We start from the raw sequence: 16,525 nt of genomic DNA, 5'->3' as shown, positions 1-16,525 counted from the left end.
CGCCGCGGTCCTTGGCGGTATCGGATTTCATCAACGCGTCGGCGGCGTAGATCCCGGCGGGACCTGCACCGACGATGGCAACGCGCAACGGACGGTGATCGGTGGACATGAGGTACCGGCACCTGGCCTTTCGGGAGGGAGTGAGCCGCCCCACCGCGGATGCGGACAGGCACGGGCGAAAATTGTGGTGATCGAACGAGAAAGCTTGAACCAGAGTGCTATTCGTCCATCGCCTTCAATGCGGACTGCAGGGTGTCCTCGAGGTGGGCAACGGCGAGGCGGACCGCGGCGTCGATGTCGCGTCGCCGTGTGATGGCGACCATCTCGAGATGGTCGACCTGGGCTCGGGTTCGGCGAGCCTCCTCGGACACGATCGCCATACCCACATACAGCGTCGACAGGTCGGTGAGATTGCCGAGTATCGCGCGGGTACGGGGAAGGCTGTCGCAGGTGTCCATCAGCCAATGGAATCGACGGTTGGCCTCGACCCAGTCACTCGCAGCCATCTCCACGGTCATCGACCTCGCGAGGGATTCGGCCTCGTCGAGTTGCTCGTCGGATACCAGCATCACCGCGGCAGCAACGCTGCATGGGATGAGCGTTTTGCGGAGCTCATAGACCTCGATCAGCTCCGCGCGCGAGGTCTTGTGGATGGTGGCTCCGCGAAACGCGTCGAAGTCGACGAGGCCCTCCGCTTCGAGCTGACGCAGGGCCTCTCGCACCGGGGTCACACTGACCCCGAAGCGGGAGGCGATGTCGGACTGGACGATGCGCGAGCCCGCGGCCAGGCTGCCGCTGACTATTGCGCGTCGAAGACGTTCGGCCACATCCAGATTGACGGTGTTTGCAGAGCGCGACTGGGCCGGTTTGGGAGCTGGCGGTGGTAGCGCGGTCATCCGCACCATCGCGATCTGACCGAATTCGATCTCGTCATGTCGATCCCCCGTTTGTCACAGGACTACTCCGTGACCGTTCGTCGCCATGGCGACGACGGCGCCGGACAATTCTAGCCCAACGTAGGGGTTGCGGCGCCCTTCCCCTGTCTCCATGCCCACGGGGACTCGACGGGTGGGGTCGACGATGATCACCGACTCGTCGAGGAGCTCCGAGGTGCCGAAGATCTCGGCTGGTGCCGTGGTGACTTTGGTCCAGAGCGATTGCAATGGAATCCCGTCCCGCTTCGAGATGGTCAACAGCGTCGACAGTAGATAGCGCTGACTCGACAGCCCCGGACCGGTGTTGCCGTGCACCGGCGCGTTGTCGTCGGTGGCGATCATGTCGATGTCCGACACGACCATCGCCAGCAGTGACGTGCGATCTCCGCCACCGGGCACGGGTGGCAGCACGTGCAGGCCTGCGGCATGCTCGTCGACGAGCTCGAGAAGATAGTGCGGAGAGGTCTGCAGGGTGGCGTTCGGTGTGGTTCGCATGATCTCTGTGGTCGTCTTCGACCGCGCGTGACGGTGATGCAGTGGGCCGCCGCGCAACGCCGACACCCACTCGAGATCGTCGTCGTCCCAGGAGTAGACGACTGCGGTCAGTCCTGCTCGCCACACTGCCTCGATGTTCCGGTGAAAATTCGGGTCGGGCGAGTACAGTTTGCACACCCTGGCCCAATGCGGTTGCAGCTCTTCGGCATGGGCGTCGAGCCAGTCCGCGAAACCATCGGTGCCTTCCGGCTCCACCGACAGGGTGGGGATATAGCGCGGTAACCGGGTGGTGGAACAGAACTCGCCGATGGCGGTGACATTGAACTCTCGGAGTTGTTGCCACTGCAGCGCGGTGTTCACGTGGGTGATGCCGCCCGCGCGGGGGCTGTGGACCTCCTGGTGGCGCAGGCCCAAGGCAAGCAAGGGAATGTGGGCGTCCGCGTCGTAGATCCCCGGTAGGGCCCACAGGTCGGTGCCGTCGATGATGGTCGGGGCGGGCGCCGGCGGTGACGGGACGGCCATGACGACGTCGCAGTGCTGCCCCGACAGCGGGTGGTAGACATTGGTGAAGACGACATCGCGGGTACTGGTGGTGGTCACGGGACCAGGTTCTCCTTCGGCGTGAACGACTTGTTGGTCAGGTCGATGTCGGTCAGCTTGGCGACGGCGGAATCGTAGATCTCGGTGCCCATGACCGCGTCGAGATCGGGCTGGTTCTCGATGACCTCAGAGGAGGTGAGCACGTCGGCGGTCTGCTGGTAGAGCCCCCGATCGAGGGTGCCGACCGGGACGTCGGTGGACCACACGGACTTGTTGACCTCATTCATCTGCCACAGCATGAAGTTCTTGTCGATGGTGGCTCCGGCATCGGCGACGAAGGCGACGCACTGCTCAGGGTTGTCTCGGCAGTACACCTGGCCGCGGATCGTGGCCGCAGTGAAGTCGGCGGCCTTGTCCGGGTTGGACTTCACGAAGTCGCCGTTGCCGAACAGCTGCAGACCGATGGTTGCGGTGCTGTCGTCGGCATAGTCGTAGATCGTGAGGTCGGACAACGGGACGCCGGCCTGCAGGATCTGCCCGACCTCGTTGTAGCCGTACGCGGATGCCATGTCGACCTCCCCGTTGAGGAACTGCGACATGTCGAATCCCTGCTCGACGAGGGTGACATCGGTGTTCTTGTCGATACCGTGCTTGGCGAGGGAAGCGTAGAGCGAGTTGGCCGACGACCACACGCCGATTCGCTTGCCCGCCCAGGTCGGTGGTCCTTGCAGGCCGTCGGACGCGCGTGACACGAGTCGCAGGGAGGTCTCCTGCTCCAGCTGTGCCAGCGTCACGAGGTCGGTGCCCACGTCGTTGGAGAGAAAGACGTTGCTGCCGTTGTCGACTCCGAACTGTGCGCTGCCGGCGCCGACCAGCTGCTCGGCATTCACCTCGGGCCCACCGGGTTTGATGGTGACATCCAAACCGGCCTGCTCGTAGTAGCCGAGGGCCTCGGCGGCGTAGACGGCCGCGAACTCGGGCTGTACCACCCAGCCCAGGACGACGTCGACCTTGCCGTCGCTGCCGGCGGAATCGCCACTGCCGCAAGCAGTCAGCGACAGGGCCGCGGCCGCGGCCACGGCGACACCCGTGACCTTGAGGCCTCGACGGCGCCGGGGAGACTTGGATCGGCTGGTCCAGAATGCGGACATGGTTGTTTCCTCACTGGGGTTGTGTCATGGGGTGGGGCGGTGGATATGCGGGACTTGCGGATCGGAGAGATTCGGGAGGAGCCGACGGGCGTGTTCAGCCGGTCTGGGAGGGATGCCAGCGCAGCACGCGGCGCTCGAGCAACGAGATCCCGAGGTAGAGGATCACGGCGAAGGCGAAGGCGACAAGGGCGGCACCCCAGGTGTCGGCGACCCTTGACTGGACCGCCGCAGATTTGATGAAGGTGCCGAGAGTGTTCAGTTCGCCACCGAAGAACTCGGCCACGATCGCGATCGAGAAGGCAGTCGGCAGGGCCACTCGCAGGGCGCTCATGCACGCCGGGAGCATCGACGGGAGGTAGAGGTCTCGCACGGTCTTCAGCGGGGAGATCGCCAGCGACCGGAATGCTTCGACGAGCCCGGGATCGGTGCCGTGAAGACCTCGGAGCAGAAACGACAGCACGATCGGGTAGACGGCCACGGACACCACGAAAATCCGCGAGGCAGGGGTCAGACCGAAGAACACGTTCGCCAGGGGGACCAGCGCCACCATGGGTAGCGCCAGCAGCGCGGCCGAGGCCACCTCGGCAGCGTGTCCCAGCCCGCGGGACCGGAAGGCCGCGAGCGCAGACAGTGCACCAGCGATCGAACCGAACACCAATCCGGCCAACGCTTCTCGGAGCGTGTGCAGCCCCAGGTCCAGGAAGAAGGAGGGACGTTCGGCAAACGCAGCCCAGATCGCGGTCGGCGCGGGCAAGATGAACGGCTTGATCCCCGCTGCTTCCACCCAGATCTCCCACGCCACCAGGACGCCGAGCACGACGACGACCGGGCCGCCGATCCCCAGGATTCGGCTGCCGACAACTGAACCGGTGGATGTGGCGTGCGGGGGCCGGATGTCGGTCGCGGCGGTCATGAGGCGCTCGCAAGGAGTCGGCGGACCTCGCTGGTCATCTCGAAGAACCGGGCCGACTCGGCCAGTTCGGGGGTGCGTCTGCGGGGCAGGTCGACGGACATATGGGCGTGGATGCGGCCCGGATTGCGGCCCATCACCACGATGTCGGTGGACAGGGCCACCGCCTCGGCGATGCTGTGGGTGACGAAGACGATGGTCTTGCCGGTGCTCTCCCACAGGTTGTGGAGCTCGTAGTTGAGGCGTTCGCGAAGGATCTCGTCGAGTGCGCCGAACGGCTCGTCCATCAGCACGATGCGCGGGTCGCTGACCAGTGCCCGGGCGATCGCCGCGCGTTGCGCCATCCCACCGGACAGCGTGCGAGGATGGGCGTCGAGGTGGTTGCCGAGTCCGACGCGCTCGAGTTCGGCGGTGGCGAGCCGACGGCGTTCGTCCCGGTCGACATGCATCGCCTCGAGTGGGAGCTCGACATTGCGGCGAACCGAACGCCACGGAATCAGGTTGGGGCTCTGGAAGACCATCGACATGGTGTGGTCTCGCCGGGCTTCGGCAGGAGTCCGGGAACCGATCCGTACGACACCGGATGTGACGGGCTCGAGGTCGGCGATCATCCTGAGCAGAGTGGATTTGCCGCACCCGGATGGCCCGATCAGCGAGACGAATGCCCCCGCCTCGACGACGTGATCGATACCGTCGAGGATCAGCTTGTCGCCGTAGAATTTGGTCACCGAGTCGAGCACGATCGCATCGGATCGTCGTGGTGATTCGCTTGGCGGGACGTCGATCCGGGTGGGCGAGGAGGTCATGATCCGGCCTTTCCATCGGCGGGCATGCGGAGCAGGAGGCGGGCGGTGGAGGTGACGAGGGCAGACAGCACGAAGACCAGGACGACACCACCGACCATGGCCACCAGCGCCGAACACCACAGGGCTTCGGGGTCGGTCAGGTAGTACGACGCGGCGGTGAGCATGGTCGCGGCGATCCCGCGGTCGCTGCCGCTGGGCAGTTCTGCCACGATCGAACCGGTCACGGCGAGTGCTGTCGCGGTGCGCATGGTCGATGCCACCGCCAGGGTCATGAGTGGCAGTTCCAGGCTCAGTAGCGTTCTGCCCCGGGTGAATCCCGATGCGTCGAACAGCTGACGGCGGGCGACGGGAATGTCGCCGAGCGCGCGTGCCACCGCGACGTACACCGGGAAGAACGCCAGGAGCGATGCGATCACTGCCCGCGGGAACCACCCGTCGCCGAGCAGGATGACGAGCGCGGGGACGATGGCGACCAGGGGGAGTGTCTGGGTGGCGACGAGTACCGGTGTGAGCGTGCGGGACACGAACACCGACTTCGCGGTGACGACTCCGAGGACGGCACCCACGGCCACACCCAGGGCCACGCCGACAAGCGACTGCTGCAGTGTCACCGCGATGTTCTCGGCGAGGGCGACCGCACGGATCTGCCCGGTCGGGGTGGTGTCCCCGAAGGCGGCCAGGATCGACCAGCTGTGCGGCATCGTGACGTCGTTGACACCGAAGGCGACTTTGGCGATCTCATAGAGCACCATCGCGGCGATGACGGCGACGATGCCGTAGGCGGTGGCGACGACCACCGACCGGGCACGGTGGGACATCGCGGGCCGTGCGGCCCCGGACCGGGTCCGGGTGGCTGCGACGAGTGGGCGCGCGCCCGCGGACGAGCTGGCATCACCGACAGTCATGGTGGAACCTTCCGAATCGGATTGTGGCTCAGTCAGCGTCGGCGAGAGACTTGGCGTGCGCCTGGTAGCGCAACGCAAGCCAGCGGTTGACCTGGGGGAGTGTCGTCTCCTGCCAGGAGTAGCGGCCCCGTTTCGCATATCGGGAACGCTGGCCGTCCTGCATGCGCTTGTTGGTCACCATGTCCTGGTCGTTGATGACCTGGTTCACCGCGTTCTGCATCTCGAAGGCCCAGTCGAACCCTGCCGCCTTCTTGGTCTCGGCAGGGAACAGCCACGCGACCCGCAGGGTCATCTTGTTGGCGCCCTCGGGAGTGATCAGGAAGTAGAACACCTGCTCGGGGCTGAGCGCAAAGAAGACGGTGGGCAGGACGGAGGCGAACATGATCCGGCTCCGGTGAAGGTCGTCGAGTCCGGGGAGGATCGGCAGGATGGCCTTGCCGGTCGGGTTGAATCCGGCGTCCATGTACCGGTAGTTGGTCGGATGCATGATCACGTTGTCGGAGTCCTCGAACTCGACGAACTCGGCCATCGACGCCGGTGCGACGTCGTGATAGCCCATGTGTACGAACGAGGTGTGGTACGGCTCGAGTGCGTTCTCGTGCATCCCTTTCCAGTTCCACTCGAGCCCGGGGAACTCCTGGGGAGCGGTGATCTCGAGGTTCGCAACGTCATAGATCGCCATCTCGTCGGCCAGTTTGGTCAATTGGGGAGCCAGCGGCTCGGCCTCCAGATCCATGTTGGCGAAGATCATTCCGAACCAGATCTCCACCTTGAGGTTGGGAAGGATTGTCTCCGAACGCAGTTGGGAGATCGTGCAGGTCTGCTTCATCTCCGGGGCGGCCTTGAGGCGGCCGTCGAGATCGTACGCCCAGTAGTGGTAGGGGCAGCGGAACTGCTTGGTGTTACCCTGCTCGCTGGGCTGGACCACCGGGTAGGCGCGGTGCTGGCAGATTGCCGACATCACGCGGATGGTCTGGTCCTTGTCGCGGGTGACGATGAGTGGTTCGTCGCCCACCGTGATCGAGAAGTAGTCGCCCACTTCGGGAACCTGGCTCACATGCCCCAGGCACAGCCACTCCTTGGCGAAGATGGCCTCCTTCTCGAACTCGAAGAACTCCTCGGAGGTGTAGACCTCCGTCGGCATGGTGCGTGCGGTGGTGATATCGGCCTCGGGGATTCCCAGGCGATCGAGGACATCCTGGACGAGGGGCGGAATGGTGGGCATGGGTGCTCCTGGAAGGTTCCGGCGGTGTCGGGGCGGGGAATGGGTCGATGAGGTCAGACGTTGCGGACGACGGGCTTCTCGTTGTTGCGGGTCACGACGCACACGCACTCGGTGTCGAGGTCGTTGAACTCCTCGTGAACGAGGCCGCCAGGAATGACGGCGATCTGTCCGGCCGATGCCGTGAACTCCTCGGGGCCGGTCGGTCCGTGCACGCGAAAGCGCATGGCACCTCCGACGATGCAGACGATAGAGGTCTGATCCTCATGGTGGTGGGGCGCGGACTGATGGCCGGGCGGCAGTTTGCTCACTCCCATCCACATTCCGCCGGCTGATGCCGCCGAGCCGCGGGCCAGTGATCCGGAGCCGCCGCCTGCGGAGGCGGCGTTGTCGGCGACGAGTCCGGAGTCGACCAGACGGCTGCCGCTCGGATAGGTCAGGGTGTCACCGTCGATCTGGGGGGTGATGGGGCTATCCGACATGGGGGTGGCCTTCCGGGAGCGTGGTATTGGTGGTGGCGATGGCTTCGATCTCGACGAGGAACTCCGGGCGGACCAGGCGCTGGACGACGAGGAGGGTGTTGCCCGGTGGGCGGCGCTCAGGGTAGAGATCAGCGAAGATCAACTCGCGAACCCGATAGAATTCCGCGATGTGGTCTGGGTCGACCAGGTAGGTGGTGAACTTGACGACGTCGGTCAGGGAGGATCCGGCGGCGGCCAACGTCTGGGCCATGTTGGTGAAGACGGTTCGCATTTGAATCTCGAAATTACCTGCGCCGATGGAATTTCCGCTGGAATCGGTACTCAGAACGCCCGCGACCGCCACCAGTTGGGCGTCGGGGGGCGTCACGACTGCGGGGCTGTAGAAGCCGACGGTCTCGAACTCGGTGAAGACGGCGGAGTTCATCGTGCTCCTTCGATGGCTGCCAGGGGGGAAGGTGGTGCGGAGGTCATCGGGATGGCGGTGAGCCGGGCGCGGATCGGATTCACGACGCTGCCGATCTGCGAGATGGACGCCTCGACGACCTTGCCCGGTGTCAGGAATTCCGCAGGGTCACGGGTGAATCCGACGCCTGCTGGGGTGCCGGTGGCGATCAGGTCGCCGGGTAGGAGCTCGACATGGCGGCTCAGGATGCAGATCTGCTGGGTGATCGAGAAGATCATGTCGGTGGTGACCGCGCGCTGCTTCTCCACGCCGTCCACGCTGAGGGCGACCTCGAGGGTGGGTGGGAACGACAGCTCGTCGGCGGTGACGATCCAAGGGCCGACGGGGGTACTCGCGTCGAGGTTCTTTCCGATGTGCCACTGCGAGAAGCGCTTCTGCAAGTCGCGTGCTGTGACGTCGTTGATGATGGTATAGCCGAAGATATGATCGCGGACCTCGTCGGGGGTGATGTTGCGGCCGGCTTTTCCGATGACCACGCCGAGCTCCACCTCCCAGTCGAGCTGCGCCGACAGCGAGGCATCGGCGACGATGTCGGCGTAGGGGCCGGTCAGTGCCGACGGGGTCTTGAAGAAGACGATCGGGTCATTCGGGACCTCAGCCGAGAAGTGTTCGGCAGATTCCTGTTGATGTGCAACATAATTGATACCGAAGCAGAAGGCGCCGCGGCTGGATTCCGGAACCGGTGCGAGCAACTCGACCTCGGCAAGGGGTATCGGTGATCCGGTGGGAGTGGGCACTGCTCCGCCGACGACGGAGTCGAGAGTCTCGGCGATCGGCTGGATGAGGTCGTCGGTGACAACACCGATGCCGGGGGTGCCGTACTGGTCGAACCGCGCGTACCTCATGAGCTCTGTGCGGGGGAGTCGGAGAGGTGGCGCATACGCAACCAGCCCTGCTCGTACGGGGTCTGGAAGTCCAGGGTCAAGCGCAGATGGGAAATCTTCCATACCCCGTTGCGGCGGGTGAAATCGTCCACGTAGTGGCCTCCTTGCCAGACGGCTATTTCGTCACGAATAGTGCAGGGTTCCAGGAGTTTCCAGCGCCCGACCGCATGGTCTCCGTTCACTGTGATTGATTCGTTGGAAAGGTAGTGGACGGTGAACCACAGGCGTTCAGGGCTTTGGTTGAACATCTCGGCGATCGCCTCGCGCCCTTCCCAGCGGGCATCGGGAAGCGTGGTGCCGGTGGTGTCGAGTTCCTCCCAGATGGCGTCCTCCCAGAACAGCTCACCCATTGCGAGCCGTCGTTTGTCGTCAGCCCACTGCATGTAGTTCGCCTTGACGGTTCGGATCGCGTCGCGCGATTCGAGTCGGTCGAGGCGTGCGAGGGCGTCCTGGAGCTGGGGTTCGGTCATCGAAAAGAGTTCTCCTGGAGTGAGTTCCGCGAACCGCGGAGAAGTGGGCAGGCTCCTCGGACTGACATTGTCGCGGGGTCGGCTGCTCTGCCAGATCTAATATTATTTGATCTGAGGCGAGGCGCAACAGCTGAAGGTAAACCGTTTGTAAACGACTCCCAGGGGGTCGGCGGGGCGCTCGGCTCGGGTACTGGCGTCGACAGCCGGTCGCTACTCACCAAAAGCGCGATGCCGCGACCCACCTCCGAGGTGGAGGTCGGTCGCGGCATGGGTGCGCGCTGTCAATCGGCCGGACGGCCGTCACATATGGGTCAGGAGATCGCGTCGTCGGCGCGGTCGCGTTTGACGGTCTCGCCGATCTCGGGGACCAGCCCGAAGTCGGTGAGGAGCTTGCCGATCTGGGTGTGATCGAGGGTGGAGATGATCCGGTTGCCGATGAACTTGGGTCCGGGGATCTCGACCTCGTCGCCGTCGCGCAGGCGGGATGTGGCCTTGAGCAGGAAGCGCAGGTCGTAGGTCGAGTTGAAGACCTCGGGGATCCCGCGGTCGACGCCGAGCAGCTGGTAGGCGGCTTCCATGCCGGTGCGGACCGAGTACTCGGTGGTGAAGATGGTGTCGCGGGTGGTTTCGGCGAACTGCCCGATGAAGGCGAAGTTCACCGCGCCCTCGGGGACGACGTCGGGCCGGTCACCGGCCTTGCGCGGCATGAAGAACGAGGTGACATACGGCATCATCACCGGCACCGTCTTGGCCTTGGTCGCCGCGAGATCAGGGATGTCCTCGACGGGAACGCCCATGTGGTAGAGCCATTCCTGGGTGATCTCCTCGCCGGTGCACTCCTGCATCGGCTTCTTGACGAAGTCTCCGGGGGTGTCCACGAACAGGCCATAGACCCAGACGACGATCTCGTCCGGCGACTGCTGCTTGAAGTGGGGCTGGCGGTTCACCGTCCAGCTCAACAGCCACGACGAATCCTTGGCGGTGACGATGCCGCCGGTGACGACCTTGCCCGCGAAGGGATCTCGCTGGGCGATCTTCTCGATGTAGCGGGGGATCTCCGGGCCGATAGTGGTGACGGTTGCCGACTCCCACTTGGTCTTCGGGATGTCGCCGGCGAAGACGTCGGGGCGGCCGAAGGACGGATCCTTGGCAGCGATGCGACGCCAGAGATCCCAGGCGGGGGCGGGACCTTCGTCGAGGGATGCCGGGTGGTGGTGGTCGCCGTCGACGGAGTTCTCGGTGAGCGAACCGATGGTGGTGAGCACCAGGTCGTCGGGTCCGAGGTCGACGCCGCCCTCGACGCCGTCGGAGATCCAGTGGATGCGGGTGGCCTGTTTACGGCCTCCGTCGATCGCGAAGTCGATGTCGGTGACCTCGGTGGAGAAGTCGAAGGTGACGCCCTGGTCGAGCAACCACCGGTACATCGGCAGGACCAGCGACTCGTACTGGTTGTACTTCGTGAACTTCAGGGCCGACAGATCCGGAAGGCCTCCGATGTGATGGACGAACCGGTGGAGGTAGAGCTTCATCTCGAGCGCGGAGTGCCACTCCTCGAAGGCGAACATGGTGCGCCAGTACAACCAGAAGTTGCTCTGGAGGAACTCTGCGCCGAAGACCTCGTCGATCCGCTTGTCCTCCATCTCCTCCCGGGAGGCGAGGAAGACCTTGACCATCTCTTTCTGGGCGGTGTCACCGAGACCGAACTCGTTGTTGGTCTTGGCATCCTGGCCCTGGTTCTCGGTAACGCGGCACAGCGAGTAGTTGGGGTCGGCCTTGTTGAGCCAGTAGAACTCGTCGAGCACCGATCCGTCGACCTCGAGTGAGGGGATGGTGCGGAACAGATCCCACAGACACTCCATGTGGTCTTCCATCTCACGGCCACCGCGGATGACGAATCCCTTGTCGGGCTTACGGATACCGTCGAGTGCGCCGCCGGGGAGGTCGAGGCGTTCGAGGATGGTGATCTTGTTGCCGGGTAGCTGGCCGTCGCGGATCATGAAGACGGCCGACGCCATCGATGTCAGTCCTGCACCGACGAACCACGCGCTCTTGTTCTCCACGCCTTGGGGCTTGAGTGGGCGGGCGAAGGCCTCGTAGTTTCCGCTGCTGTAGTACATCTGTGCTCCTTTGCTGCGACGGGTCGACAGGACGGCGAGCGCTCACCGACGGCGCCTCGCGTGGGCCGGGCTCTCCCCTGCGAGGACTCGCCATCTCGCTACTCCGATCAAACGATAATGAGCAGACTCATTAATGAGCGTACTCACGAATCTGGGAGTTGGCCAGGAAGCGGATGGTGAACTCTGGGGGTTGCCCGGGTGTGCCGGGAGGTCCCATGGTTGTGGTGGTGCGTGTGTGAGCTCGGCCGGCGGAGATTTCGACACGACTCGTCGCTGCGCTCCTTGTCGGCTCAATCACCGTTGGGGAGCGGCTCGCCGAAGCGCTGCTCGTCGGCTCGATCAGCGAAGGGCGGCGTGTCGTCGGCTGCGCTGGTCGTCGGCTCAATCGGCGTTCGGGAGCGGCTCGTCGGCTTCGCTGCTCGTCGGCTCGATCAGCGAAGGGCAGCGTCTCGTCCGCTGCGCTTCTTGTCGGCTCTATCGGCGTTGGGGAGCGGCTCGTCAGGGTGGCGGTGTCGGTGGGCGACGCTAGTGTGATTCAGATCACCAAGAATATCGAACTTGAGCGAAATACGCTCAACCTTGCTCGCGTTGGACTCTTCGAAACGCCATACTTGAGCGTTAGAGACTTAAGAACGTAGAGAAAGGTGCAGAAGTGGACAGCTTCACCCCCACCACCAAGACCCAGCAGGCGCTGAGTGCTGCGGTGCAGGCGGCGGCCGCTGCTGGCAACCCCGACGTACGTCCCGCCCATATCCTGGTCGCCCTGCTCGATCAGTCCGACGGCATCGCCGCACCGCTCCTCAAGGCAGTGGGGGTCGATCCCGCCTCGGTTCGCACGCAGGCCCAGGCGATGGTCGATCGTGCGCCGACGGTGTCCAGCTCGAGCGCCCAGCCCCAGCTCTCCCGTGAGGCCATCGCGGCCGTCACGACCGCCCAGCAACTGGCCACCGAACTGAACGACGAGTACGTCTCCACCGAGCACCTCGTCGTCGGCCTGGCCACCGGCGACTCCGACGTCGCCAAGCTGCTACACAACGTCGGAGCCACGCCGCAGGCCCTGCGGGAGGCATTCGTCGCCGTGCGCGGCAGTGCTCGGGTGACCTCCGAGGACCCCGAATCGACCTACCAGGCACTCGAGAAGTACTCGACCGACCTCACCAAGGCCGCCCGCGAGGGCAAGCTCGACCCGGTGATCGGCCGTGACGCCGAGATCCGCCGCGTGGTGCAGGTGTTGAGCCGACGGACCAAGAACAACCCGGTCCTGATCGGTGAACCCGGCGTCGGCAAGACCGCGATCGTCGAGGGACTGGCCCAGCGCATCATCGAAGGCGACGTCCCGGAATCGTTGCGCGGCAAGACCGTCATCTCCCTGGACCTCGGTTCGATGGTGGCCGGTGCGAAGTACCGCGGTGAGTTCGAGGAGCGCCTGAAGGCTGTCCTCGACGAGATCAAGGGATCGGCCGGACAGGTCATCACCTTCATCGACGAGCTGCACACCATCGTCGGCGCCGGTGCCACCGGCGATTCCGCGATGGACGCCGGCAACATGATCAAGCCGATGCTCGCCCGCGGTGAGCTGCGGCTGGTCGGTGCCACCACGCTGGAGGAGTACCGGCAGTACATCGAGAAGGACGCCGCACTCGAGCGTCGCTTCCAGCAGGTGTACGTCGGAGAGCCCAGCGTCGAGGACGCCATCGGCATCCTGCGCGGGCTGAAGGAACGGTACGAGGTGCACCACGGCGTGCGCATCACCGACTCCGCACTGGTCGCCGCCGCAACACTTTCCGATCGCTACATCACCTCGCGCTTCCTGCCCGACAAGGCCATCGACCTGGTCGACGAGGCCGCGTCGCGCCTGCGGATGGAGATCGACTCGCGCCCCGTCGAGATCGACGAGGTCGAGCGCATCGTCCGCCGGCTCGAGGTCGAGGAGGTCGCGCTGGAGAAGGAGCACGACGAGGCGAGCAAGCAGCGTCTGGAGAAGCTGTGTCAGGAACTGGCCGACCAGAAGGAGAAGCTCAACGAGCTCTCGGCCCGCTGGCAGTCGGAGAAGACCGCCATCGACGCGGTCCGCGACGTCAAGGAGGAACTGGAAAACCTTCGCGGAGAAGCCGATCGCGCCGAGCGTGACGGCGATCTGGGCAAGGCTGCCGAGCTGCGGTACGGCAAGATCCCGGCGCTGGAGAAGAACCTCGAGGCCGCGATCGCCAAAACCGGCACCGACCCCGACCAGGACGTGATGCTGCAGGAAGAGGTCGGCCCCGACGACGTCGCACAGGTCGTGTCGGCGTGGACCGGCATCCCCGCAGGCAAGATGCTGGAGGGCGAGACCGCCAAGCTGCTGCGCATGGAAGAAGAACTCGGCAACCGCGTGGTGGGACAGTCGGCCGCGGTGGTCGCCGTCTCCGACGCCGTGCGTCGCGCCCGGGCCGGTGTGGCCGACCCGAACCGGCCGCTGGGTTCGTTCCTGTTCCTCGGCCCCACCGGCGTCGGCAAGACCGAGCTGGCCAAGGCGCTGGCGGAGTTCCTGTTCGACGACGAGCGGGCGATGGTCCGCATCGACATGAGCGAGTACGGCGAAAAGCACGCCGTGGCCCGGCTCGTCGGTGCACCTCCCGGCTACGTCGGCTACGAGCAGGGCGGTCAGCTGACCGAGGCGGTGCGGCGTCGTCCGTACACGGTGGTGCTGTTCGACGAGGTCGAAAAGGCGCACCCGGACGTCTTCGACATTCTGCTGCAGGTGCTCGACGAGGGACGACTCACCGACGGCCAGGGCCGCACGGTGGACTTCCGCAACACCATCCTCATCCTCACGTCCAACCTGGGCTCGGGCGGTGACAAGGACCAGGTGATGGCGGCGGTGCGCCACGCGTTCAAGCCGGAGTTCATCAACCGTCTCGACGACGTGGTGATCTTCGACGCGCTGAGCCCCGAAGAACTCGTCTCCATCGTCGACATCCAGCTCGACCAGCTCGGCAAGCGTCTCGCGCAGCGCCGACTGGAACTGCAGGTCACACCGAAGGCCAAGGAATGGCTGGCCGAGCGAGGCTTCGACCCGCTCTACGGCGCCCGCCCACTGCGGCGCCTGGTGCAGCAGGCCATCGGCGACCAGCTCGCCAGGGCACTGCTGGCCGGCGACATCCGCGACGGCGACGTCGTGCCGGTCAACGTCAGCGCCGACGGCGACGCGCTGGTGATCGGCTGATCCGAGCCGCAACGATCTGAGCAGCCCTCAGGAACGGCGAGGCCCCTTCCCACATCCGGTGGGAAGGGGCCTCGCCGCATTCGCGTGCCATTGACCTGCCGGCTGTCCCGCGCGCCGGCGAATGGGTAGCGTGCAGGGCTGCGGGGTGTGTCCGGCCACGCGGCTTCTCACACAGGCAGTGTTTACGTACGGATCGCGTTGAGACGGATAGGGAGTGTCGTCATGGTCGAGGTGGTTGTGGGCGCCGATGGTGTGCCGCGATGCGTTTGGGCGGCAGTCGAACCCGAGACCACCTACCACGACACCGAGTGGGGCTTCCCGCTGTCGGGCGACACCGCGCTGTTCGAGCGGGTGTGCCTCGAGGGATTCCAGTCCGGGTTGAGCTGGCGGACCATCTTGACCAAGCGGGAGAACTTCCGAAAGGCCTTCAGCGGCTTCGACATCCCCACTGTCGCGCGGTTCTCCGAGGCCGACGTGACCCGTCTGCTCGGTGATGCCGGGATCGTGCGTCACCGCGGCAAGATCGAGGCGTCGATCAACAATGCGCGCCGAGCCGAGGAACTCATCGACTCCGAGGGCTCGCTCGAGGCATTCTTCTGGCGGTACGTGCCCGCCCCGGACCATGAGCCCGGATCGATGACGACATCCCCGGAATCGGTTGCGCTGTCGAAGGATCTGAAGAAGCGGGGCTGGCGGTTCGTCGGCCCGACGACGATGTTCGCGCTGATGCAGGCCGCCGGTATGGTCAACGACCACTCCTTCGACTGTGCGATCCGAGAGAAGGTGGCGGCCGCGATCGCGGCGCATCCCCGACCATGAGGCAGGATGTGATGTAAATCACAGCAGCCGGAATTCTGCTGGCCATTTCAAATGCTGGGACACATGGCCGCGAACGTGTGACTGGCGTTAATGGTGTGGGTGGAAATGGTGGTTCACCGCGCAGTTGTGGTGAAATTTCCACGCACTGACCTGGGGAAATCGTCCTTGACTCGAACGTGTGTATGGCTACCGTCGAAGTCATGCGGGGGGAGCTGGAGGCCATTCTCGACGCACTCATCGATTGTCGTTTCGACGACGATCCGACCGGGCCGGTCGTACTCACGGGCATGCAGCATCGCGAGGACCCGTGTCGAGATCTCTGTAGCTGACGGTGGTTGCGTTGGCGAGGTCGGCCGGCGGGGGTTTCGACTCGCCTTGTCGCTTCGCTCCTCGTCGGCTCAACCACCAATGGGCAGTTGCTGATTGAGTCGACCCGTCTTCCATGATTGAGCCACGCGTTCTTTGCTGATTGAGCCGGGACCGAGCATCGCGAGGACCCGTGTCGAAATCTCCGCAGCGTGCGTTGGGTGGTGACCACATCGGTGGTGGTCACGTCGGCAACTCGGCTGTCTGAGGTTTCGACTCGTCTCGTCGCTTCGCTCCTCGTCGGCTCAACCACCAATGGGCAGTTGCTGATTGATCCGGGACCGAGCTTTGTGAGGACCCGTGTCGAGATCTCTGTAGCTGGTGCTGGTTGTGTTGGCGAGGTCGGCCGGCGGAGGTTTCGACTCGACTTGTCGCTTCGCTCCTCGTCGGCTCAACCGCCAATGGGCAGTTGCTGATTGAGTCGACCCGTCTTCCATGATTGAGCCACGCGTTCTTTGCTGATTGAGCCGGGACCGAGCATCGCGAGGACCCGTGTCGAAATCTCCGCAGCGTGCGTTGGGTGGTGACCACGTCGGTGGTGGTCACGTCGGCAACTCGGCCGGCGGGGGTTTCGACTCGACTTGTCGCTTCGCTCCTCGTCGGCTCAACCACCAATGGGCAGTTGCTGATTGATCCGGGACCTTTCATCGCGAGGACCCGTGTCGAAATCTCTGTAGCTGGTGCTGGTTGTGTTGGCGAGGTCGGCCGGCGGAGGTTTCGACTCGACTTGTCGCTTCGCTCCTCGTCGGCTCAAC

General features: G+C 64.8%; 14 protein-coding genes. 2 read left to right on the top strand and 12 right to left on the bottom strand.

Annotated features, from left to right (window positions below):
- Positions 1 to 218: 218 nt before the first annotated feature.
- The 12 genes from ACWDUA_RS16845 to ACWDUA_RS16790 form a co-directional block, all read right to left on the bottom strand.
- A complete protein-coding gene (locus ACWDUA_RS16845; RefSeq protein ID WP_449752143.1) occupies positions 219 to 827 on the bottom strand; it encodes a GntR family transcriptional regulator in 609 nt (202 codons plus the stop codon).
- A gap of 123 nt (positions 828 to 950) precedes the next feature.
- A complete protein-coding gene (locus tag ACWDUA_RS16840) occupies positions 951 to 2,030 on the bottom strand; it encodes a hypothetical protein (protein WP_449752142.1) in 1,080 nt (359 codons plus the stop codon).
- Positions 2,027 to 3,121, bottom strand: a complete 1,095-nt coding sequence (locus tag ACWDUA_RS16835) for an ABC transporter substrate-binding protein (RefSeq protein WP_449752141.1) — start codon at positions 3,119 to 3,121, stop codon at positions 2,027 to 2,029. The genes ACWDUA_RS16840 and ACWDUA_RS16835 overlap by 4 nt, the downstream gene beginning before the upstream one ends.
- Before the next feature lie 94 nt (positions 3,122 to 3,215).
- Positions 3,216 to 4,034, bottom strand: a complete 819-nt coding sequence (locus ACWDUA_RS16830) for an ABC transporter permease (protein WP_449752140.1) — start codon at positions 4,032 to 4,034, stop codon at positions 3,216 to 3,218.
- Positions 4,031 to 4,837, bottom strand: a complete 807-nt coding sequence (locus ACWDUA_RS16825) for an ABC transporter ATP-binding protein (RefSeq protein WP_449752139.1) — start codon at positions 4,835 to 4,837, stop codon at positions 4,031 to 4,033. Before ACWDUA_RS16825 ends, ACWDUA_RS16830 begins: the two co-directional genes overlap by 4 nt.
- The gene (locus tag ACWDUA_RS16820; RefSeq protein ID WP_449752138.1) at positions 4,834 to 5,742 is read right to left on the bottom strand and encodes an ABC transporter permease; all 909 of its coding nucleotides are present in this window, start codon (positions 5,740 to 5,742) and stop codon (positions 4,834 to 4,836) included. The genes ACWDUA_RS16825 and ACWDUA_RS16820 overlap by 4 nt, the downstream gene beginning before the upstream one ends.
- A gap of 28 nt (positions 5,743 to 5,770) precedes the next feature.
- The gene (locus ACWDUA_RS16815; protein WP_449752137.1) at positions 5,771 to 6,967 is read right to left on the bottom strand and encodes an aromatic ring-hydroxylating oxygenase subunit alpha; all 1,197 of its coding nucleotides are present in this window, start codon (positions 6,965 to 6,967) and stop codon (positions 5,771 to 5,773) included.
- Positions 6,968 to 7,020: 53 nt separating this feature from the next.
- Entirely contained in the window at positions 7,021 to 7,446 is a 426-nt protein-coding gene (locus tag ACWDUA_RS16810) for a cupin domain-containing protein (protein ID WP_449752136.1), read from the bottom strand.
- The gene (locus ACWDUA_RS16805) at positions 7,436 to 7,870 is read right to left on the bottom strand and encodes a RidA family protein (protein ID WP_449752135.1); all 435 of its coding nucleotides are present in this window, start codon (positions 7,868 to 7,870) and stop codon (positions 7,436 to 7,438) included. The genes ACWDUA_RS16810 and ACWDUA_RS16805 overlap by 11 nt, the downstream gene beginning before the upstream one ends.
- Positions 7,867 to 8,754, bottom strand: coding sequence for a fumarylacetoacetate hydrolase family protein (locus tag ACWDUA_RS16800; protein ID WP_449752134.1), 888 nt, complete (start codon positions 8,752 to 8,754; stop codon positions 7,867 to 7,869). Before ACWDUA_RS16800 ends, ACWDUA_RS16805 begins: the two co-directional genes overlap by 4 nt.
- Positions 8,751 to 9,263: a nuclear transport factor 2 family protein gene (locus ACWDUA_RS16795; protein ID WP_449752133.1), complete on the bottom strand. Its 513-nt coding sequence runs from the start codon at positions 9,261 to 9,263 to the stop codon at positions 8,751 to 8,753. Before ACWDUA_RS16795 ends, ACWDUA_RS16800 begins: the two co-directional genes overlap by 4 nt.
- Positions 9,264 to 9,574: 311 nt before the next feature.
- Complete coding sequence (locus ACWDUA_RS16790) at positions 9,575 to 11,380, bottom strand: oleate hydratase (RefSeq protein WP_449752132.1); 1,806 nt, start codon at positions 11,378 to 11,380, stop codon at positions 9,575 to 9,577.
- A 652-nt stretch (positions 11,381 to 12,032) separates the two neighbouring features.
- Here ACWDUA_RS16790 and clpB point away from each other — a divergent pair.
- Together clpB and ACWDUA_RS16780 are read left to right on the top strand one after the other, a co-directional pair.
- Positions 12,033 to 14,585 (top strand): ATP-dependent chaperone ClpB, encoded by a 2,553-nt coding sequence (gene clpB, locus ACWDUA_RS16785; protein WP_449752131.1) that lies wholly within the window; start codon positions 12,033 to 12,035, stop codon positions 14,583 to 14,585.
- Between the two features lie 222 nt (positions 14,586 to 14,807).
- A complete protein-coding gene (locus ACWDUA_RS16780; protein WP_449752130.1) occupies positions 14,808 to 15,404 on the top strand; it encodes a DNA-3-methyladenine glycosylase I in 597 nt (198 codons plus the stop codon).
- Positions 15,405 to 16,525: the final 1,121 nt, after the last annotated feature.

The organism is Gordonia sp. NPDC003376 (assembly GCF_053589235.1).
The sequence above is the reverse complement of the archived record's forward strand: the minus strand, read 5'-3'. Positions and strand labels throughout refer to the sequence as shown.

What these genes read in the sequence shown, in the direction of transcription:
- ACWDUA_RS16835 (WP_449752141.1), bottom strand. Translation starts at nt 3,121, where the DNA reads ATGTCCGCATTCTGGACCAGCCGATCCAAGTCTCCCCGGCGCCGTCGA.
- ACWDUA_RS16830 (WP_449752140.1), bottom strand. Translation starts at nt 4,034, where the DNA reads ATGACCGCCGCGACCGACATCCGGCCCCCGCACGCCACATCCACCGGT.
- ACWDUA_RS16825 (WP_449752139.1), bottom strand. Translation starts at nt 4,837, where the DNA reads ATGACCTCCTCGCCCACCCGGATCGACGTCCCGCCAAGCGAATCACCA.
- ACWDUA_RS16820 (WP_449752138.1), bottom strand. Translation starts at nt 5,742, where the DNA reads ATGACTGTCGGTGATGCCAGCTCGTCCGCGGGCGCGCGCCCACTCGTC.
- ACWDUA_RS16815 (WP_449752137.1), bottom strand. Translation starts at nt 6,967, where the DNA reads ATGCCCACCATTCCGCCCCTCGTCCAGGATGTCCTCGATCGCCTGGGA.
- ACWDUA_RS16810 (WP_449752136.1), bottom strand. Translation starts at nt 7,446, where the DNA reads ATGTCGGATAGCCCCATCACCCCCCAGATCGACGGTGACACCCTGACC.
- ACWDUA_RS16805 (WP_449752135.1), bottom strand. Translation starts at nt 7,870, where the DNA reads ATGAACTCCGCCGTCTTCACCGAGTTCGAGACCGTCGGCTTCTACAGC.
- ACWDUA_RS16800 (WP_449752134.1), bottom strand. Translation starts at nt 8,754, where the DNA reads ATGAGGTACGCGCGGTTCGACCAGTACGGCACCCCCGGCATCGGTGTT.
- ACWDUA_RS16795 (WP_449752133.1), bottom strand. Translation starts at nt 9,263, where the DNA reads ATGACCGAACCCCAGCTCCAGGACGCCCTCGCACGCCTCGACCGACTC.
- ACWDUA_RS16790 (WP_449752132.1), bottom strand. Translation starts at nt 11,380, where the DNA reads ATGTACTACAGCAGCGGAAACTACGAGGCCTTCGCCCGCCCACTCAAG.
- ACWDUA_RS16780 (WP_449752130.1), top strand. Translation starts at nt 14,808, where the DNA reads ATGGTCGAGGTGGTTGTGGGCGCCGATGGTGTGCCGCGATGCGTTTGG.